The organism is Arthrobacter sp. TJ-270 (assembly GCF_058269075.1).
The window spans coordinates 26,640-46,512 of sequence record NZ_JBZCNB010000010.1 but is presented as its reverse complement, the minus strand read 5'-3'; the positions used below and the strand labels follow the sequence as shown (position 1 = coordinate 46,512).

At 61.5% G+C, this 19,873-nt stretch carries 18 protein-coding genes; 10 read left to right on the top strand and 8 right to left on the bottom strand.

All coding sequences use genetic code 11. From position 1 onward, the window contains the following. Positions 1-168: 168 nt before the first annotated feature. The 5 genes from AC4D2M_RS15660 to AC4D2M_RS15640 all read right to left on the bottom strand — a co-directional run bounded on the left by AC4D2M_RS15660 (position 169) and on the right by AC4D2M_RS15640 (position 4,513). Positions 169-399 (bottom strand): hypothetical protein, encoded by a 231-nt coding sequence (locus tag AC4D2M_RS15660; protein ID WP_490892823.1) that lies wholly within the window; start codon positions 397-399, stop codon positions 169-171. A gap of 644 nt (positions 400-1,043) precedes the next feature. Beyond that, on the bottom strand, positions 1,044-1,658 hold the full coding sequence (locus AC4D2M_RS15655) for a hypothetical protein (RefSeq protein WP_490892822.1): 615 nt from the start codon (positions 1,656-1,658) through the stop codon (positions 1,044-1,046). Beyond that, complete coding sequence (locus tag AC4D2M_RS15650; RefSeq protein ID WP_490892821.1) at positions 1,646-2,749, bottom strand: transglycosylase SLT domain-containing protein; 1,104 nt, start codon at positions 2,747-2,749, stop codon at positions 1,646-1,648. Before AC4D2M_RS15650 ends, AC4D2M_RS15655 begins: the two co-directional genes overlap by 13 nt. Positions 2,750-2,816: 67 nt before the next feature. Continuing rightward, positions 2,817-4,223, bottom strand: a complete 1,407-nt coding sequence (locus AC4D2M_RS15645) for a P-loop NTPase family protein (protein ID WP_490892820.1) — start codon at positions 4,221-4,223, stop codon at positions 2,817-2,819. A gap of 23 nt (positions 4,224-4,246) precedes the next feature. Further along, complete coding sequence (locus AC4D2M_RS15640) at positions 4,247-4,513, bottom strand: helix-turn-helix domain-containing protein (protein ID WP_490892819.1); 267 nt, start codon at positions 4,511-4,513, stop codon at positions 4,247-4,249. A gap of 169 nt (positions 4,514-4,682) precedes the next feature. On the opposite strand from AC4D2M_RS15640, the gene AC4D2M_RS15635 reads away from it, so the two are divergent. The 8 genes from AC4D2M_RS15635 (at position 4,683) to AC4D2M_RS15600 (ending at position 13,505) form a co-directional block, all read left to right on the top strand. Then, on the top strand, positions 4,683-5,285 hold the full coding sequence (locus AC4D2M_RS15635; protein ID WP_490892818.1) for a DUF6668 family protein: 603 nt from the start codon (positions 4,683-4,685) through the stop codon (positions 5,283-5,285). A gap of 4 nt (positions 5,286-5,289) precedes the next feature. Continuing rightward, on the top strand, positions 5,290-5,583 hold the full coding sequence (locus AC4D2M_RS15630; protein ID WP_490892817.1) for a hypothetical protein: 294 nt from the start codon (positions 5,290-5,292) through the stop codon (positions 5,581-5,583). Positions 5,584-5,620: 37 nt separating this feature from the next. Further along, entirely contained in the window at positions 5,621-6,391 is a 771-nt protein-coding gene (locus AC4D2M_RS15625; RefSeq protein ID WP_490892816.1) for a DUF8175 domain-containg protein, read from the top strand. After that, positions 6,324-8,105 (top strand): hypothetical protein, encoded by a 1,782-nt coding sequence (locus AC4D2M_RS15620; RefSeq protein WP_490892815.1) that lies wholly within the window; start codon positions 6,324-6,326, stop codon positions 8,103-8,105. The genes AC4D2M_RS15625 and AC4D2M_RS15620 overlap by 68 nt, the downstream gene beginning before the upstream one ends. Continuing rightward, on the top strand, positions 8,086-9,603 hold the full coding sequence (locus tag AC4D2M_RS15615) for an SCO6880 family protein (RefSeq protein WP_490892814.1): 1,518 nt from the start codon (positions 8,086-8,088) through the stop codon (positions 9,601-9,603). The genes AC4D2M_RS15620 and AC4D2M_RS15615 overlap by 20 nt, the downstream gene beginning before the upstream one ends. Before the next feature lie 179 nt (positions 9,604-9,782). Further along, complete coding sequence (locus tag AC4D2M_RS15610; protein ID WP_490892813.1) at positions 9,783-11,306, top strand: ATP/GTP-binding protein; 1,524 nt, start codon at positions 9,783-9,785, stop codon at positions 11,304-11,306. Then, positions 11,303-13,096: a type IV secretory system conjugative DNA transfer family protein gene (locus tag AC4D2M_RS15605; protein ID WP_490892812.1), complete on the top strand. Its 1,794-nt coding sequence runs from the start codon at positions 11,303-11,305 to the stop codon at positions 13,094-13,096. Before AC4D2M_RS15610 ends, AC4D2M_RS15605 begins: the two co-directional genes overlap by 4 nt. Positions 13,097-13,100: 4 nt before the next feature. Further along, positions 13,101-13,505: a DUF4913 domain-containing protein gene (locus tag AC4D2M_RS15600; RefSeq protein WP_490892811.1), complete on the top strand. Its 405-nt coding sequence runs from the start codon at positions 13,101-13,103 to the stop codon at positions 13,503-13,505. 772 nt (positions 13,506-14,277) lie between these two features. On the opposite strand, the gene AC4D2M_RS15595 is transcribed toward AC4D2M_RS15600, so the two are convergent. Genes AC4D2M_RS15595 through AC4D2M_RS15585 form a run of 3 tightly spaced genes read right to left on the bottom strand, consistent with a single transcriptional unit; the run spans position 14,278 to position 16,965 of the window. Further along, positions 14,278-15,471, bottom strand: coding sequence for an N-acetylglucosamine-6-phosphate deacetylase (locus tag AC4D2M_RS15595; RefSeq protein ID WP_490892810.1), 1,194 nt, complete (start codon positions 15,469-15,471; stop codon positions 14,278-14,280). Continuing rightward, positions 15,468-16,205, bottom strand: coding sequence for a glucosamine-6-phosphate deaminase (locus tag AC4D2M_RS15590; protein WP_490892875.1), 738 nt, complete (start codon positions 16,203-16,205; stop codon positions 15,468-15,470). Before AC4D2M_RS15590 ends, AC4D2M_RS15595 begins: the two co-directional genes overlap by 4 nt. A gap of 31 nt (positions 16,206-16,236) precedes the next feature. Continuing rightward, positions 16,237-16,965, bottom strand: coding sequence for a FadR/GntR family transcriptional regulator (locus AC4D2M_RS15585; RefSeq protein WP_490892809.1), 729 nt, complete (start codon positions 16,963-16,965; stop codon positions 16,237-16,239). 253 nt (positions 16,966-17,218) lie between these two features. Here AC4D2M_RS15585 and AC4D2M_RS15580 point away from each other — a divergent pair, with 253 nt between their 5' ends. Together AC4D2M_RS15580 and AC4D2M_RS15575 are read left to right on the top strand one after the other, a co-directional pair. Further along, positions 17,219-18,841: an ABC transporter substrate-binding protein gene (locus tag AC4D2M_RS15580; RefSeq protein ID WP_490892808.1), complete on the top strand. Its 1,623-nt coding sequence runs from the start codon at positions 17,219-17,221 to the stop codon at positions 18,839-18,841. Positions 18,842-18,913: 72 nt separating this feature from the next. Next, the gene (locus AC4D2M_RS15575; RefSeq protein WP_490892807.1) at positions 18,914-19,873 is read left to right on the top strand and encodes an ABC transporter permease; all 960 of its coding nucleotides are present in this window, start codon (positions 18,914-18,916) and stop codon (positions 19,871-19,873) included.

Genomic DNA, 19,873 nt, shown 5'->3' with positions numbered 1-19,873 from the left:
ATGAGGATGTTCCTTCCGATGAGGGGGAACAGATAAGCCCTCGGACTTATCTGACGCAAATCCCGTGAGGGATCTGTACTGGCTTTTCACCTGGTCGCCGGCAAGCATTTAGGTGAAGGGCTGCAACTTCGTCATAAGAGGCCCGCCATGTGCGGGCCTCTTTATGCGTTAAGAGGCCACTGCGATAGGCAGTTCCTCCTGATTATCTCGTGCGGTCAGATCGACATGCTGCAGGCGCATAGCCAAAGCAGACTCTATGAAGTCGGTGATGGTCAGACCCTCGAGCTCGGCTGCTTGAGCAACCTGCTCAGCCATACGCGTGGGAACCTTGCCGCCCACGAACTGACGAGGTCCCTTGCTTGGGCGCCCGCCTCCGCGGGGATGTCCTGATGTAGCCATCGTCCATCTGTCCTTTACGTCAGTGCGTCCGTCCGACCTGTAGCTGGCCGGTGATTCGCACGGCGGATCCTCATGAGTTGAGCCTCGTATTGCATTCCCTAGAAGGGCTGAACCGATTACTGTTTTCAACTCATGAGCAAAGTACCAAAGTCCTTCGCCATTGTGTGGGACCTTCGACAGCTCCTCGTGTCCGGATACTCCTGACCCTTCTTCCCAGTATTGGCGCGGAAGCAGCGCCTGCTTCCAGCAGGGACCCTCATACCTACCCGCAGACTGGGGCGAGGTTCCAATGTTAGTAATGGAACCAATACTGAAAACAGATAAAGAAACCTGCTGGTGCCCTGTTATTCGCCGGGCAAGCCGTGAAGCGGAAGTAATGGAACCCTTCTCACCTCGCCTGGCATGTTCGGCGCGCAACTCACGCCCCGATCCTGACCAACATCTCGGCACGACGGATCCTCTCCCAAAAAATTGCCGTCTTCGGCGTGTCGCCCCAATTTGGATGGTCTCAGTACTTACAAGCCGTTCGCGAGTGCAGCCACCGGCGGGAACCATGGTTGGGAATGTAGGGGCTTCGCGCCGGATACCGCTGGCTTCCTCGCGGGTCAGCTTCACTCCAAGTGGTACTGCCCCAGATGCATAAGTCATTCGCTCATGTCCTGAAACTGGTGTCCTACGACGTACCAATGTTCGTCGTGTTTCTCCAGGTAGACGGTGACGATTCGCTGGCCGGTGTCGGTCAGCTCTTCTCCGTCTCGGCTTTCCCAGCGCCACCGGACGTCGTATGCGCGGATTGCTTTGTCCTCGGCGACGTCTTCGGACACGTCGCCCGGCGCAGGAACGATAGAGGGAGAGCTGTATGCCCGGTGTTCGGCTGGTTCGAGCCAGGCGCCTTGGGCAGCGTTCCGTTTGGGTTCGATCTGGTGGGCTGCCCAGTCCTCGCTCATGAGTGGTTTGGCGCGGACGGCCGCTGCTGTCTGGGTGTGGTCCGTGGTGGTGTCCCAGGAATGGAGCATCAGCGCTGCGACTTCTGCGGTTGAATCAGCATCGGAACGGTCTGCTTCTGACGCTGCTACGAAACTACCCTCGCCCGGTGTGGGCGCGGCGGTAGCCGGTTCGGAGGTGGCCGGGGCCGTGATCTCGGATGCTGCTCCGGTGTGATCCTCGCTGGGTCCGCAGGCGGTGAGCGTGAGGGCCAGACTGGTGCAGACACCGGCGACGGTTGATTGGTATGGGCGGGGCTTTGTCACTGTGGCCACGCTCCTTTTTCTCTGAGGATGGGTTCGGGGTCGATGTTGTAGCCCTCATAGGGGAATACGAGGTCGGGAGCATCCGGCGCGTAGAGCTCAAGGTGGAGATGCGTCGGGACGGACCCGAGCGCGGCTTTGTTGCCCTCGGTCCCGATCACGTCGCCTCGTTCGAGCTGGTCTCCTGTGTCGACGCCGTAGTCGTTGAGGTGGCAGAACGCGAATCCAAAATCTGGGTCGTCGCCGTTCTCTTTGGCGATTACGCAACCGTCTTTGTCATTGATTCCGGTGATACGCAGGTCGGTTGGGGCGATGATGGTTCCTCCGTCGCCGTGTCCAGCGCCGGGTGTGGCGATATCCACACCGACGTGGTTCTGTGCCCAATCGGGAAGTCCGGGTACGTTGCGTTGCCCGTATCCGGAGGTGAATCTCCCTCCGGGTAGGGGAGTGGTCCATTCCCCGTCGCCGAGGTCGCCGTCCCATGTTCTGGCTCCGGTGGGTGCCTTGCATTCCATGGAGAACCTGCTTTGCGCGTTGTCGAAAATGCTGTTGACGTACTGCTGCGTCTCCTGAAAGGGGGGAATTCCTTGATGTTGTCGGACCGCGCCGGGGCCGGCGTTGTAGGCGGCGAGCGTAAGACGTACGAGGAGGTCAGCATCGTCCTTGGCTAGCGCCTGGACTTCTTTCATCAGTGCGGACATGTAGCGTCCGTAGGCCGGTATCGCGTCACTTGCCGAGAATGGGTCTCCGCCGTTGCCGTAAGTGGCCCAGGTTGCTGGCATGAATTGCGCGACGCCTTGAGCGCCGGCGTGGCTGCGGGCGTCTTCCTGCCATCCTGACTCTTGGGCTAGCTGCGCAGCGACCACGCTTGCGGGAAGGCCAGCCGTTTTAGCGGCATTTTCAACCAGGGGACCCCACCCATTAGGCACGGAGGGAAGGGAGTCGTTCCCGCTATCGGCGACAACGCAGGAGGCGCGCTCCAGCTGCTGAGCTTCCTCGTCCTCAGCGATGCTCGTGGCAAGGAAGACGAGCGCCATGACAGCGCCGACAGGCGCAACGACGAGTGCGGTTACAGCGCACCCGACAGCTTTCCCCCTGGACATGGTTTCCCTACCCGTTGAATGAGACTTCTGAGACTGAAGGAGACTTTTGGGACGTGGTGCTCTCTGTTTACAGCTGGTCGGTGAGGTCGGCGGTGGCTGACTCGTACGCATGCCAGGTGGCTGGGTTGAGGATGTCGTAGTTGAAGGCCATACCCTCTTGGAGGGACCGGTCGAAGGGGACAACTGCGACCGCGGCGAGGCCGATGGTCTTGCCGTACTCCTGCAGCCACGCGAGGCGTTCCGCGTTTGGTTGTGCGGTGTTGGTGACTACGAGGATCGACCGCGCGAGCTTGTCGCCGTGTCCTTCTGCTTTGACTCCCTCGACGGTTGCTTCGAGAAGGCGGCAGTCGTCGGCTTTGTTCTGTGCAACGAAGACGAGGGAATCTGCGACGTCGACGGCGGCGCGCCATGTCGATGCCTGAGCGGAGTTGCCTGTATCGAGCAGGATCAGGCTGTACAGCGAGAGCAGCACGTCATGTGCTGCCTTGACGGAGTTGCCGTCGACCCGCCGCCGGTCGGCTCCTTCCGGAGGGGACGCGAGAACGTGGATCCTGTCATCGCCCTGCGGCCGGACGTAGCGAACGAGGTCGCTGGTACGGCGGGTTACCGAGCCCAGGTTCCGGATCAGATCCAGCGTTGTCCGGTCGTGGGAGCCAGCGAGAGCTCGTTCGCCAAGTGTTCCTTGGTTCTCGTTGAACTCACCGGCGAGGATGTTGCCGCCGCGGATCCGCCCGTAGGTCGCCGCGAGGTGGTAGGCGACCGTTGTTTTTGTGGCCCCGCCCTTGAGCTGGACCACAGCGACTGTGCGGTGTGATTCGAGGGGGCGCTGGATGCGTCGGCGCCGGTCGCGGTTTGCCTGTTCCGCGGCCGTGGGCGCCAGGTTGATCTTGAAGGCCGCGTTCATCCAGCCACGCCATCCCTCTCGGGCCGGGGTTAGCGCTTTCTCTGCAGGGATCTCCGGACGCAACCGGATGCGCGGGTCATCAGGTTCGACCTGGATGGCAGCGGGCACAGCGGCTGGTGCTACTGATGGAAGTGGTTCGTGCTCGGTTTCGGCGGCGGCCACCGCTGGTTCATTCCGCGCCGGTTCCTCAACGATGGTCTGCTCGGCGGTGGGGGACTCATCAGCGGCGGTCACGTCCACAGCGACGTTGCCTGCAGCTGAAGTGTCCGAGCGTCCGGAGGTTCCTGCTTGAGCCACATGCAGTACCCCGCGCCGCGGTGCGCGCTTGGTGCGCACGGAAGAGTCTTCCACCACGGAACCGTCGACGTCGACGATCAGGAATGACTCCGGGTTGGTGGGGGAGGAAGGGTCGATGGCTGTCACTTTGAGGGGCCGGCCAAGGTCCTTGGCCGTATCGGCGAGGTAGGTAATCGCTTCAGGCATGGAATCGCACTGCCGTTCGACGCCATCGATCACAACCATGACGGTGTCATCGTCACCGATCGTCGCCGTGCATATTGGCCTACTCAAAGCTTCCGCCATCGCCTTTTCCCCTAAACGTCGTCTGGTGGAGTTCCTTCGATCGCCGCCGAAGCGCCTGATCGCGGAATGTTGTAGTGGCTGTTGAGGTGCTCTTTGACGTCATCACGCAGGATCAGCCACGACCCGCCCAGCTTGATAGCCGGCACCCTGCCTTCACGCAGCCACCGATACGTCACCTGCTTATCGGAGAGCCCGAGAAGGTCGGTGAGCTGTTCAATACTGAGCCGCGGCGGCAAAGCGTCGAAGAGGTCGTCCAGTGCCTTAGACACTATGACCACCCCAACCTCCATGGTCAGCACGATACACGATGTGCAGTGATTGTAAAGAAAAGTACATTGGAGTAAACATTTAGTAGTAATCCGCCTCAGATTGTGTCTACTATGGTCCCGGTCGAGTCTATGGTCGTTATGGGGGCAAAAGTAGATGGTTAATCGCTGGGGCGATTACGTGACACAGGAGCCTGCTATCGCTCCGGTGGTCACCGAGACCGAGTTCCGCGACGCTGTAGAAGTTCTCAGAGGTGTGGCGGGCCCGCAACAAGGCCTTCTCGGCTTGGCCGCCGGCGAGGGCATGGCGAGATTCCTGACGGACAGTTCGGACGTGTTCTGGCTCGGCGCCCATGGGGGAGCGGGGGAAAGTACTCTGGCCGATTTGCTTGGGGGAGTGGCGTGTCATCACCGCTGGCCCTCTCGCTCCGCTGCTGACCCCTCCATCGAGCCTGCTCAGGTTTTCCTGGTCGCCCGGCAGAACCACCGTGGTCTTAAAGCCGCCCAGCTTGCAGCGCGTGATTGGGCTGCGGGATCGCACCCGACCATCACGTTGCTCGGACTTGTGGTGATCGCAGACGCTCCGGGTAAGACACCGAAAGCCTTGCACAACCAAACACGCATCACTGCCGGCGGTGTCCCACGGACGTGGGTTTTGCCCTGGATAGAAGAGCTTCGCCTCGCAGGATCAGTTGACCCCGAGTCGCTGGCCAGCGAGCCAAGAAAAGTCCTCACCAATCTTCGTGAGGTCATCAACACCACCATCAGAGCTAAAGGGGACTAGACCTATGGAACTGCTTCTTATGACCCAGGACGTCATCATCAACGCCGGTGTGCTGCCCGACTCCGACCCGTTGGCACCTCCGGGCATCGGTGAAGCCTGGAACCGCATGGTGGGTGTCGGAAAGTGGATCGCGCTGGGCGTCTGTGTTCTTGGCCTGCTCGTCGTGGGCGGAAAGATGGCCTTCGACGCACGCCGTGGTGAAACCACGGAAGAGATCTCCAGCGTCATCAAGATCGTCCTCGCAGTGTCGATGGTCACCGGTGGAGCGTCACTCATTACCTTCATCTCGGGCGCCTGATCAACCCCGCAAACCAGTCTCACCTACAGGAGCAGCCATGGCGGGAACAGAAGAAGAAACCGACAATGCGTGGTGGACCAAGCCCACCTTCATCATCTCCGCAATAGCCGTTGTCCTATTGGTCGGGGTGGGCATCATCCTCTTCACCTTTCTGGGCAATAACGAAGAGTCAGAGTCTGCGCCTCCGGTACAACAACAAGCGTCCGCACCCTCCACCTCAGCTGCGCCGGAACCAGTCTCCGATGAATCCATATGCGGATTGGACGCTACCGGTGGAACAACCCTGACTGCCGCACCTGATGATGTGGAATGGAAGTTTCTGGGCGGTGTGGCAGCCCCCAAGTCGACTGAGCACGGGCCCGGTGTCGTCGATGAACAAACGGGCGTTCGCTCGTGCTACTCCCGCACACCAGAAGGCGCTCTCCTCGCCGTAACCGGCATGCTCGCCGCAAGTGGAGATCCCGAGCTGCTGGTCGCAACTGCCCGAGCCCTGTCTCTGGAAGGGCCGGGTAAAGACTTGAACATGGAGCGTTACGAGCGACAGATCGATTCGACTGGCGGTGCTGCTCCGCCGATCAAATTTGAAGGTTTCCGCCTCCTTTCTTACGACGGGAACCAGGCGACAGTCGAGGTTGTCGCCTCGGGCGACAGCGGTTCTGAGCTCCTCTACCTCACAAGTTCTTTGACTGTGGAATGGCATCAGGGTGACTGGCATGTGAAGTACAAGGACGACGGGACCAGTGGCCCTGTGCAAGGCCAAATTTCCGACCTGTCCGGATATATACCGTGGGGTCCTGATAATGCCTGAGGTTCCCGCTGACGAGAACTGCGGACCCGCCAGCATTGTCTGCGGAGTTAAAGATATCGTCGGCGACGCTGTTTCGGGCGCCGCGGGTAATGCGCTGGAAGCTATTGCCGATGCTGTGACAGTTGCACTCATTTCGACGATCGCCGAGCTTGGTGCTCTGTGGACGACGATTGAAGCTCCGGACCTGACGACGGCGGCCACTGGATCGGCTGAGGTGCCCGCAGGTGGGGCCTTCAACGATAAAGTCGCGACCTTCCTCGGATACGTGACGTGGATTGGTATGGGGGTCAGCGCGATCGCCATCATCTTGCTGGCCATCACCTTGGTGACCAACGCCCGCCGCGGTGATGGTTCGGGCCTCGTCAACAAGGCAACACTTCTCTTCGGGGCAACCGCGCTCATCGGTGGAGCGACTTCCCTCGCGGGATTCATTGTTCCCCAACGCGCAGCGTCCTCCGTAGCCGCGGTTGGCTTCATCCAAGACCAGACCTTCTATCTAACGCTCGCTCTGGCGGCGCTGAGCATGGTTGTTGCCGGCGTGCGGATCGTGTGGACTCAGCGCGGAGAACCGGCGCAGGAGCTGTTGAAGGGGCTCCTTACACTCGCGATCGTGACAGCCTCCGGCGTCGCATTACTGAACGTTCTGCTCGAGGCCACAGACGCTCTGGCCGAGCAGATCATCGCCGCTGGCATCGGTGATGACTTTCAAGCTGATGTCCAACTGTTGTTAGGAATCATGCCGGGCACGAGCACCACCTTTCTGGGTGGTAATCAGATGCTCATCATCATCGGCGGAATCGTCGCCGTGTGCATCAATATCGCGCAAATCATGTTGATGGTGCTACGGACCGCGATGCTGTTCTTGATCGCCGGGGTTCTCCCGCTCTCGGCAGCGTTTATGAATACTGAGACAGGGAAGACCTGGTTCAGCAAAATCGTTGCCTGGACCCTGGCCTTCGCCTTCTACAAACCGGCCGCTGCGGTGATTTACGCAACTGGCATCACTCTGACCACCACCGGGATTTTTTCAGGACAGGAACTCTTGCAGTTCTCCGCAGGGCTGATCCTAATCATTGCGTCCGTCGTCGCACTCCCCGTGCTCATTGGTTTTCTGAGCCCTGTTCTCGGCTCGATGTCGTCCTCGGGCGGCGGCGCCTCCGGCGCGATGGGGATGGCCGCACTTGGTGCAGCGATTCCCCAGGGCGCGTCACGACTAGCACGCACCCGCCAGGGCTTTGGAAGTGCCCCAACCCCATCCCAAGGACCGTCATCAAAGAGTCCATCCTCGCCCGCACCGGCAACCTCAGGCGCAGGAGCTGGTGGCGCAGCAGCCAAAGCGATTCCAGCCGCTGGAGCTGCCGTCGCCGCCACAGAGGCAGTGAAGAAAGGTGGCGAGGCCGTCTCTGGTGCCGTCCATGAAGAGGCCCAGCAAGGTTCAACTTCAGTGGCGCAGAGCGGGCCGGGAAGTCCGGCAAAGCCATCTCCGGCAGCTGACGGAGGGTTAGGAGCCAACAGATCCGGACAGGAAGCTGCTGCACCACCAGCTGGAGGCGGCGCGAGCCCGTCTGGCGCGAGGGGTGCTGGCGCGGGAATTGCCGGTGCTGCTTTAGAGCAAGGTGCCGCACAGATTCAGAAGCAGGCACAGCAGATGAAGAATGAAATTTCGAGCAACACCGGAAACGAGGATCGTCCTAATGGCTCAAACCGAAGCTGATACTCCCGACGTCCGCCCTCGCAGCTACGGCAACTACCGGGTGCCGACCAGCAAGGGTCTAGCCGGCCTGTCAACTGCCGGCACTGTCGTCCTGGTCCTCGGCGTGATCGGCGGGGTGATCTTGATGATGCTCAACCTGTGGGCAGCCGCCCTCCTGTTCGAAGCCATCATCGCTGCGGTTCTGCTGCTCTCACTGCAAAAAAACAAGCACGGCCGGACGTTGATCGAGCGCATATTCCGCCGCTTTGGATGGATGAACGCCCAGTACACCGGAGCCAACGTTTACCGTGCCGGCCCTATCAGCCGGGTGCCGAGCGGGACAACCACACTGCCGGGCATCTCGGCACGATCGACCATCAGCGAGCACACCGACGCTTACGGGCGGCCTTTCGCCCTCCTGCACGTTCCTCAACAGAACCACTACACCGTGGTTCTGGGGTCCGAACCGGACGGTGGCGGCATGGTCGACCAGGATCAAATCAACCGCTGGGTCGATCGTTGGTCGCATTGGCTGGGCATTCTCACTGACGAACCGGGCCTGATCGCAGCCTCCGTAACGATAGAAACAGCGCCGGATTCCGGTTTCCGTCTCGCCCGCAAGGTCGAAAGCCGTATCGATCCGAACGCGCCCGAATTCGCCCGGACCGTCATTCAAGAAACCGTCGCCGCTCTGCCTACCGGCGCCACAGTGACCCGCGCTTACATCGCGGTGACATTCCGTGCCGCGCTGCGCTCCGGTGGTCGTATCCGCAAGGCCGACGAGGTAGCAAACGACCTGGCTGCGCGTCTACCGAATATCACTGCCAGCCTCAGCAATACCGGAGCCGGCGTCGCAATGCCGCTAACCGCTCAGGAACTATGCGAAGTCATCCGGGTGGCCTATGACCCTGCCGAGGCGGTCCTGTTCGATCGGGCTCACGCCGAAGGTAAAGCGCCCCTGTTGAACTGGAGCGAGGTCGGCCCGCAGGCCGCCGATACGTTCTGGGACAGCTACCACCACAACAATGCGTGGTCGAAGTCATGGGCCATGTCCGTACCGCCCCGCTCCACGGTCCAGGCGAATGTCCTGCAGGCCTTGGTCGCGCCAAGCCCTGAAGTCGTTCGCAAGCGCGTCACCATGCTGTACCGGCCGATTGACGCCGCCCGCGCTGCCCAGCTCGTGGAGAACGACGTCAACACCGCCACCTTCAACGCCTCCTCACGCAACCGCACCACCTCCCGCGATACCCGCGAGACCAGGGCCGCCCGCGCCACAGCCGAGGAGGAAGCCGATGGAGCGGGCCTGCTCAACTTCGCGATGATCGTTACCGCGACCGTCCGCTCGAAGCAGGACCTACCCGAAGCTGAAGCCGCTATCGAAAACCTCGGCGCATCCGCCCGTATCCGACTCGAGGAAGCCTACGGCGCCCAGGATTCGACCTTCGCGGCTGGCCTACCGCTTGGCATCGTCATTCCAGACCACCTGGCACTACCCAAGACCGTACGGGACGCACTCTGATGACCGCCCACAAAGCAGCACCCGCGCAGACAAGGCCAACCGATCCACAAAAACCTGCCAAGAGTACCGGGAAGACACGTGCCCGCCGAACCACATCATCAGTTGTAAAACGACCGGGCCCGAGGGGGTTCAAAGGCAGGGGTCTCGGAGAGGCACAACTGCTGCATCCTGTGCGGGAGATGCGCGGAACGAACTACCAGGTGTGTGGCCTGTACCCGTTCCCGATGGGCGGCGGTGCACCCCTTGAAGGTGTGCCGCTCGGCCGGAACCTCCTGTCCAACGAGCCGGTCTGCTGCGACCCCATCTCGTGGTTCAAAAACGTCCGGCTCATTTCCAATCCTTCCGCGTTCGTCATGGCCAACCCCGGACTGGGTAAGTCCTCGCTCCTGCGGCGCATGGCCATCGGTCTCTGCGCATTCGGCGTGAATCCACTGATCCTTGGAGACATCAAGGGAGAGCACGTGGGCATGATCGAGGAACTTGGAGGCTCCCCCTTGCCGTTGGGGCGCGGGGTCGGACACATCAACCCTCTCGATGATGCTGGTGCCCTGGCGGCGACCGAGCTTCTGTCGCCAGCCAAACGTGAGGAGCTACTCACCGAGCTGCACGCACGTCGACGTGGAACCATCGCTGCACTGATCTCAATCCTCCGCAAAACTCCGCTCGATGAGCGTGAAGGTGCCATCCTCGACCGGTGCCTCCTCGTCCTCGAATCGCACCACAACGCTGCCGGAACCATCCCGCTCATGTCCGACCTCCGCCAGGTCCTGAAAGACCGACCCGTCGAAGTGCGGGAGGTCGCCCTGGACCGGGGCAACGACGAACGCTACGACGCCATCACCGAAGGGCTGGAATCCTCCCTGAACAGCCTCTGCGGTGCCGGCGCGTTCGGTGACATGTTCTCCCGGCCCTCAACGCACAGGATTGATGCCAGCAAACCCATGGTGTTCGACCTGTCCAGGATCTCCCAGACGGAAACCGATCTACGGGCGGCGACGCTCATGGCCTGCTGGGCGGCCGGCATCGGAACAGTCACGACATCGAACATGCTTGCCGACGACGGCGTGATTGAACGCCAACGATTCCTCATCATCCTCGACGAGCTGTGGAACACCCTCGCCGCCGGACCCGGCATCGTCGACCAGGTCAATGCCCTCACCCGCCTGAACCGCGAGTGGGGAGTGGGCCAGATCATGGCTTCTCACACTCCGTCCGACCTGCAAGCAGTCAAGGACGAAGCCGACCGGCACAAAGCCAAAGGCATCATGGACCGTTGCGGCATCAAAATCCTCGGAGGACTCGCTCGCTCGGAAATGCCTCTGCTGACCCAATCCGTAGAGCTCAGTGTGCGCGAACAGGAGCAGTTGGCGACATGGCAGGACCCGCCGGCGTGGAACCGTTCAAAGGACGAAAAGACGCACTACACCAATGACGACGTTTTCCAGCGCACAGGCGAAGCGTTCACCGACGATGAGCTGGCCGCGTGGCTGCAGGACGCTGACAACGCCGCCTGGTACTACAACGACCGCACGACTGAACCGCCACCTGGTCAAGGAAAGTTCTTCATCAAGGTCGGCTCCCGTGCCGGAATCCCATTCAGGATGGAATTCACTCCAAGTGAGCGCCTATCCCGCGTGCACGACACCGAAAAGAAGTGGCACGAAGCCAAACGCACCGCCGCCCAGGAACGGGGTGAACTGTGAGCTCTCTGGACCGCAAGCACAAGGGAGGATCGGCTGGAGAGGCCGCGCTTCTGGCTCTGCTGATCACCGCCCTCATCGGCGTCCCCTCCGCCTTGTACGGTCTCAATACGCTCGGCGATCAGCTGGCGCCTCGTCCTGAGGGTCTTCCTGCGGACTTCTGGCCACGGGCACTGGGCACCTTCACCGGTGCGCTGCCGTGGCGCAGTACGGAGATCTACCTCCTGATTGCAGCCGGTGTAATCCTGCTTGCACTGTTCGTACTCTTCGTCGCCGGCCGCATCCGCAAGGGAGCCAAGGCCGTCAAGCACGACCGTGCCGCGGCGCGGATGGCCTCGCTGAAGGACGTCGGGCCATTCACAGAGAAGCAGGTCCGCGCCAAGGCAGCCCGTTTCGGCGTCGACGCCCCCGGCGTGATGATCGGGCGTATGGTCCGCGGTGGAAACACGCTGTACGCCTCATGGGAAGACACCCTCCTGCAGATCTGGGGAACCCGCACCGGCAAGACCACCACACAGGCCGCACCGTCGATCATCGAGGCACCCGGGCCCGTGATTGCAACCTCGAATAAGCGCGACCTCTCCGACCTCACCCGCGATATCCGCGCCGAAGGCGGTGATGTGTGGATCTTCGATCCGCAAGGGGTTGCCAATGAACAGCCCACCTGGTGGTGGAACCCGCTCACCTACGTCACGGACAGCGAACGCGCCGCTGAAATGGCGAGCAACTTCGCGCTCGGCTCACGGGCAGTCGGAGCCAAGGGAGGCGACGCGTACTTCGACACCGCCGGCAAGGACCTCCTCGCCGGCCTGCTGCTCGCCGCCGCCGTCGGCGAACAGCCCATCGAACGAGTACACAGCTGGCTTTCCCGCCCGACCAACGACGAACCCGTCCGACTCCTCGACCAAGCCGGCTGGGTCAAGGAAGCCGACTCGATTGGTGGTGTCATCGCTGCCCCCGACAAGCAGCGCGAGGGCGTTTACGGCACCGCCCGGCAGATGGCCTCCTGCCTCAAAAACGAGAAGATCGCCGCCTGGGTGAATCCAACCGGTCCAGGAGACCGCAGACCCCAATTCATCCCGGAAGACTTCGTACGAGGGAAGAACACGCTTTACGCGCTCTCGAAGGAAGGCGCCGGAACCGCCGGGCCCCTCGTGACGTCCTTGACGGTAGCTACGGCAACCGCTGCCGAAGAATACGCCGTCGCCCAGCGCGGCGGCCGCCTGGCCGTCCCCATGGTCTGTGTCCTGGACGAGGCTGCGAACGTCTGCCGGTGGGGGAACCTGCCCGACCTGTATAGCCACTACGGATCCCGCGGGATCGTCGTCTCCACCTTCCTGCAGTCCTGGTCCCAGGGCGTCGATGTGTGGGGCGAATCCGGCATGAAGAAGCTGTTCTCCACAGCGAACGTCTTCACCTACGGCGGCAACGTGAAGGAAGAACAGTTCCTGAAGATGCTCTCGGACCTCATCGGCCAGTACCGGTACACGTCCGTGTCGACATCGAAGCAGAAGGACAGTCGCTCCACCAATCGGCAGGACTCCACCGACGACATCCTGTCAGTGGCCGACCTTGCCGCCCTCCCCAAAGGTAGGGCGGTGATGCTCGGCTCTGGTGCCAGGGCTGTCCTGCTCCGCACCGTCCCCGTTAGTGACCGTCCCTACGCTGACAAAGTCGCAGCATCAGAGGCTGCCCGCAACAGCCCCCAACCCGTCGCAGCTGGCCTCACCGTGGAACCGGCTCCTGCTGCAGCCGGTGGCGGCAACCGGTGGTCCGCAATGGTGAAGGAGTAGCCCGTTGGACATCGACATCGCCGACGAGGCGAATAACGACGTGACGGACGAGCAACCACGCCTTTACTACGCAAACGTCGAGCAGTTCGTCACTCAAATGCTCGCCCAGCAATACCGCAGGCCCGTCGACCTCGCAGGCCGCGGCAACACGTTCACCTGGTGCAGCAAATGGTGGATGCACGCCGAAGCCGTCAGCCGGCTCGCCGCGCTATGGCGGGCATGGGAAGCATCCCGGCTGGACCCCACCACCGGAATGATCGTCTGGTGGCGGGACCATGCGGACGCCACCATGCGCGTACTTTTCGCCCCAGACGGACCCTTCGCCGGGTGCACACCCCGCGAACACAAACCCACAGGTATTCCTCTGCCTCTTACCCCACCTCCAGCGGGTCTCTTCGATTTTGATTAACCCGGACTATCCGACGGAGTAAACGCGCTTGCCAACCTTCAACACCGTTGCGAGGACTAGAGGGAAACTGACCAACAAGCCTGAGTTGAGCCGTATCGGATACGTTTGAAGAGTGCTCCACGCCCGAAGAGAGGGACGCAGTCGATGCGAAATAGGAGTGGACCCAGCGCGGGTCATCCACATGTGGGCGGGTGGAGCCCGGAGGATGTAGCTCAAAGCCGTCCACCTGTGGGTGAGCCGACTACAGCTTACGATGCACGCGAGGATGAAGGCCGGCCCTGTGAAGACTCAACTCAGACCGGTCCTGGTGTTAGTCACCCGATAGGTCGGCAACGGTTGAGGCGTCGTCAGCCTGGTTTGCAGCCTGTACGTCCAGTTTCGCTCTTTCGTGTCGGGTTAGCCCCGTTCAACGCTTTGGTCTCTGCCGTCAAAACACTTTCGGAGTAAAAGTAATGCGGCAACACCAAACCTCGCGAGTTCCGGCTGGCGAGGGCATCGAGTAGGTCGAGGTAGCCGCCGATGCCGCCTTGAATCTTCCGGTGGCGCCCGCCGTGCGCCGTCTACGAGCCTTTGTCATCGGGGCGTTGGCTGGCTTGGCGAGGCCCCCTGTTGCTGGCCGCCTTCCGCCGGTGTCAGGGAAACCTCCGAGGTTTAGCAGCACTTCACGGGGTCCGTCGAGGAGCGCTTGAACGGTTCCCGGTTCCAGTTCGGCTTCAAAACGGATCTCCACCCGAGCGCACTGAGTCCGAATGCGACGGCTTCAAGGTATGGCTTAGCGCTTCGGGGTTTTCAGCCACTTGCCATGACGCATGACGCCATCGACCTCCAGCCGTTCGTTCAGCACCACAAGGTCCGCCATGGCACCCGCTTTGAGTGCGCCAACCTGGCCATCGAGACCTAGTACCCGGGCAGGTACGTGGGTTGCTGAGTGGAGCGCGTCGTAAAGAGGGACCCCGGAGTTAACGGCATTCCGTACAAGGTCGGACATGGCTGATGTCCCGCCGGCGAGCGATCCGCCGACAGTAAGCCGGGCGACGCCGCCGGAGACCTCAATCTGGGAGGGGCCGAGGCTGTAGGTGCCGTCGGACAGCCCGGCTGCAGCCATCGAATCCGTCACCAGGGCGATGTTGGCCGCTCCGAGCAGCTCAAACATCGTTGCAACGGTTTCCGGTGCGAGGTGAACGTCGTCTGCGATGAGTTCCACCACTGCTTTGCCTGCGCGTGCAGCGCGCAGGCAAGCCGAGAGCGCCCCGGGGGAGCGGTGATGCAACGGGTCCATGCCGTTGAACAGGTGGGTGACTGTCGGAACACTTCCTGAGCCATTGTGGTGCCGGGAGAGTTCACGAGATGCCCGGGCAAGAGCCTCGCCCGTCACCTCAGGGCTTGATGCTGTGTGGCCAATGGAAGGAACCACCCCGAGGGAGGCCAGGATGTCGACAAGTTCGTCCGAGCGCGGTAACTCAGGGGCGAAGGTCATGGTGCGCAGGGAACCGCGTGCGGCTTGGACAAGCTCGCGGGTGAGGTCCAGGTCCGGGTTGATGAGCCAGTCGGAGTTCTGCGCGCCGCACCGGGCATGTGAAAGGAATGGGCCTTCTAGGTGGATGCCGGCAATGGCTCCGGACTCAACCAGGGCGGCTAGTCGCTCCGCACCCGCGAGAAGGGCCTGGGGCTCGGCGGTCACCAAGCTTGCCAGCAGCGTTGTTGTCCCTGCCTCGTGTATCCGGGAGATGGCCTCCCGTGCATCCTCAGCGTCTGATGTCGAAAAGTCGACCCCGAACCCGCCATGGCAGTGCAGATCAACAAAGCCGGGAACTATGATGCTGTCCTCCGGCAACCGGAGCAATCCGTCCGCGCCGTCAGTGGAAACTCCCCGGTGTACTTTGCGGATAGTCTTTCCGGAGATTTCGACTGTCGCCCCCACCTGGGTGCTGTCTTCCGCGATGATGTTGCCGAGGACTGCGGTCACGCCGGCGCGCCGCTCTCGGCAGGCATGAGCCTTGTTGCGGCCGCCTCATCGACGAGGACCGTAACATCGTGATGTAACTGGAGCACGGACCCCGGGCAATCCATCGTCACAGGGCCTGTCAGTGCTCGATTAAGTATGTCGGCCTTGTCCGCGCCGCGGACCACGAGGAGTAATTTTTTGGCGTCGAGGATCGTTGCCAAACCCTGAGTGATGCAGTGGGTGGGAACCTCGTCAAGGGACGGGAAGAACCTGGCGTTCGCCTGACGGGTACTCTCGGCCAGAGCCTCGACTCGCGTCCTTGAATTCAGGGGAGTTCCGGGCTCGTTGAAGGCAAGATGTCCGTTGTGACCGATCCCGAGAATCTGCAGGTCGATACCGCCAACCTGCTGGATAAGCGCCTCATAGTCGGCCGCGGCTGCGTCGAGGTCCGCCCGTTGCGCATCTGGGAGGAGGACGGATGCGGGATCGAGATCCAGAGGCTCGCTTACCTCGCGCCGAATCACCTCGGCATAGCTCTGGTGGTGTCCCGGCGGCAGTCCGACGTATTCGTCGAGGGCGAACCAGCACACATTCGACACATCGAGATGCTCCTGAGCCAGCGCCTTGTACAGAGGCAGCGGGGAGGACCCGGTAGCCAAACCGATAACTGCATTCGGCTTCGACAGGACGACTTCCTTGACGGTCTGCGCCGCTGCCATACCGATAGCATCAGCAGGACAAACTTCAAGTTTCATCATTGTGCGTGTGTTCGTCTCCATTATTTGTTCAGTGCGTGGTGAGCTTCGCAAGCTCACCACGAATGCCGTCAAAGTGCCGCTTCAACCGTTCGGACGCCAGTTCCTTGTCACCGGTCTGCACCGCAGTGAAAATGTCGCGGTGAATCGCTGCCGTCTCCCTCAGGTCTACCGGATCACCACCGAGCTCGGCGTGGATTTTTCGGTAGACCTTCCAGAAGACTGACATGAGGTTGGACAACAATTCGTTGGCCAGCGGTTCAAATAGCTGTCGGTGGAATTCTTCATCGATCTCGGTGAACCCCTCACCACGCTCGGCCGCCGCTTCCATCCGCTTCACTGTGGCGTCGATGACGTCCAGGTGTTCAGCGCTCATCACATCCATGGCGTCTCCGATAAGCCCCGATTCGAGTGCCTGGCGGACGTCAACCAGCTGAAGCGCTTCCTTTCCTTCGTGGCGGAGCGATAGACGCCCCCGGAAGGTGAGACCGTCGGTGAGTGCTTCGAAGTTACTCGGTGCAACGAACATGCCAAACCCGTGACGAATTTCAACCACTCCGAGGGCTTGGAGAACCTTCAGCGACTCGCGCAGCGTATTACGCCCGACTCCGAGGACAGTGACCAGCTCGCTCTCGGTGGGAAGCGGGTCACCGGACTCGAGGCCACGTTCAAGGATGAGCTCCATAATGTCCGCCTGCAGCGCGCGAAGCCTGGCTTGGGCGCTGAATCGCGCCTGGCGCAGGGGAAGCTCTACGCTCATAATCTCTCCTTGTAATCATCCAAAGGGCAGAAACACGGGCACTCTCAGGCAGACGGGGAACCGGAGAATCCTCAGTCCGCCTAGATGTAGGTTATCCAATGTCCGATCATCCCGCTAGGCGCAGTGCGGAGCAACAGTGCTATTCACAGAGCGCGCGGAACGGCTTGACCGATCTGTGTGATGCGTCTTACAGTTCTACAACAGCATCGGACATCCCATGTCCGATAACCGACTTGAATGGTGAGGCACATTGATGAGCAACACTTTTGAATCCACAGGAGTGCTGAGGGATTCCAGCCGCCGTAGTTTCCTGAAACTGGCTGGGGTCATGGGCGCCGCCGCCGCATTCGCCGGAACCATCTCGGCGTGCAGCCCGGGCGGCACACCTGGCCCCGCAGGGTCCAACGGTAATGGCGATGCACAGGCAGCCGGGTCAATCGAGGCCGGCATCTCTTACCAGTTGTCCACCGGCTTCGACCCCATGCTGGCAACCGGCGCTACGCCGCTGGCCGCCAATATCCATATCTTCGAGGGCCTGGTTGAACTTCACCCGGCTACCCGCGAGCCCTACCTGGCACTGGCCGCCGCCGACCCTGAACAGGTTGACGACACCATCTACCGCGTGACCCTGCGCGACGGCGCAACCTTCCACAACGGAGAGCCGGTCACTGCTGAAGACGTTGTCTTCTCCTTCGAGCGGGTCCTTGACCCCAAGAATGAGTCATTGTACGCAGGGTTCATTCCGTTCATCGACACAGTGACCGCTGTCGATGAGAAGACCGTCGAGTTCAAACTGAAGTACGCGTTCCCCGGCTTCGGACCCCGCATCTCCGTCGTTAAAATTGTGCCCAAGGCCGCTGTTGAAGCGGACCCGGAAGGCTTCGACCTGGCACCTATCGGTTCCGGTCCGTTCAGCCTCGTCTCCGCGGTCAAGGAAGACAAAATCGTCTTCAAGAAGTTCACCGATTACAACGGCAAGTTCCCGGCCCGAGTCGAGGACATGACCTGGCTGCTCATCGCTGATCCTGCCGCCCGCGTAGCCTCGATCCCGTCCCGCACCCAGGCCATCGAAGACGTCCCTTACCTCGACGTCGACCAGCTGAAAAGCAAGGTCGAGGTTGAGTCCGTTCAGTCCTTCGGACTCCTCTTCCTGCTGTTCAACACCGCCAAGGAGCCATTCGGTGACAAGCGTGTCCGTCAGGCACTGCACTACGCGCTCGACACAGAGGACATCATCACCAAGGCCCTCCTGGGAAACGCGGCTCCCGCGACCTCCTACTTTCAGGAAGGCCACCCGTCCTACAACAAAGCCTCCACGGTCTACAACTTCGATGCCGGGAAGGCCAAGTCGCTGCTGCAGGAAGCCGGCGCGGGAAACCTGTCCGTCACCCTGACCTCAACCGACACCGGCTGGGTCACCAAGGTTGTGCCGCTGATCAAGGAAGCCTGGGACGCCGTCGGCGTGAACACCACCCTAGAGATCCTTCAGTCCGCAGCAGTGTACGCACCAGACAAGGTCAACGGCGGAAACTTCGACATACTCTGCGCGCCGGGCGACCCCTCTGTTTTCGGTAATGACGGCGATATCCTGCTGAGCTGGTTCTACCGTGGCGACGCCTGGATGAAAAACCGCGCCAGCTGGCACGAAACTGCTGAGTACAAAGAAGTCCAGACCAAGCTGGACCAAGCTGCGCAGCTTGAGGATGACGAAGCGAAGGCTATCCACGCCGAGATCATCAACATCGTCGCTGAGGAAGTACCCCTATACCCGATCTTCCACCGCCAGTTGCCCACCGCGTGGGACAGCGAAGCACTGGTCGATTTCGAGCCGCTTCCGACCACAGGCCTCTCCTTTCTTGGAGTGGGCCGCAGCTAGTCCGCGCGGCGGTGGGACTGCCCCGTCCGGGCAGTCCCACCGTTTCGCAGCGAAAGGTATGGAGTTCTACACGTGACCACGTTAATCCGCCTCCTGGGGCGAAGACTTGCGGCGCTGCCGTTTATGCTCCTCGGAGTCACCATCATGGTGTTCCTTGTTTTGTCGGTGATTCCTGCAGACAGGGCCACCGCTGTTCTCGGCGAGAACGCGTCCGAAGAGATGAAATTCGCTTGGCGGGAGCAGCGCGGTCTCAACGACCCACTCATCGTGCAGTTCCTTCGCTACCTCGCCGGAATTATCCGGCTGGACTTCGGCGTAACCAACCCGCCTGAAGAGTCGGTGGCCGCCAAAATCGCTTCGGCCTTCCCTGTCACGCTCCAACTGACAATGCTCGGCGTGGTGCTGGCAGTTGTTCTCTCTCTTATCCTCGGCGTACTGGGTGCACTGTACCGCGACCGGTGGCCGGACCAGGTGATCCGCATCTTCTCCATCGCGGCGATAGCAACGCCGTCATTCTGGCTGGCGATCCTGCTCATCCAGTGGTTCGCACTGCCGGAAGGGTCCATCTTCCCGACAGGCGGCCTGGCTTGGGCGGACCAGTACGGCTTTGTCGGGTGGATGTACGCCATGGCGTTACCTGCCCTGGCGCTCGGCATCCCGGTGTCCGCCTCACTCATCCGCGTGGTCCGAACCTCCATGGTGGAGGAGCTCGACCGTGATTACGTACGAACCGCGATCGGCAACGGCGTGCCCTACCGCACAGTCGTGGCCCGCAACGTCCTCCGGAACGCCCTCGTCACCCCAGTGACCGTACTGGGCCTCCGCATTGGGTACCTGCTGGGCGGCGCCGTTGTCATCGAAAAAATCTTCAGCCTCAACGGCATGGGGGACCTGATCGTGACCGGGCTGACCACCTCGGACACCAACCTCGTCCAGGGCGCGGTACTGACGATCGCCGTCGCCTTCGTGCTCGTCAACATCCTGGTTGACGTCCTCTACCTGCTCATCAACCCGCGAATTCGGACGGTATAA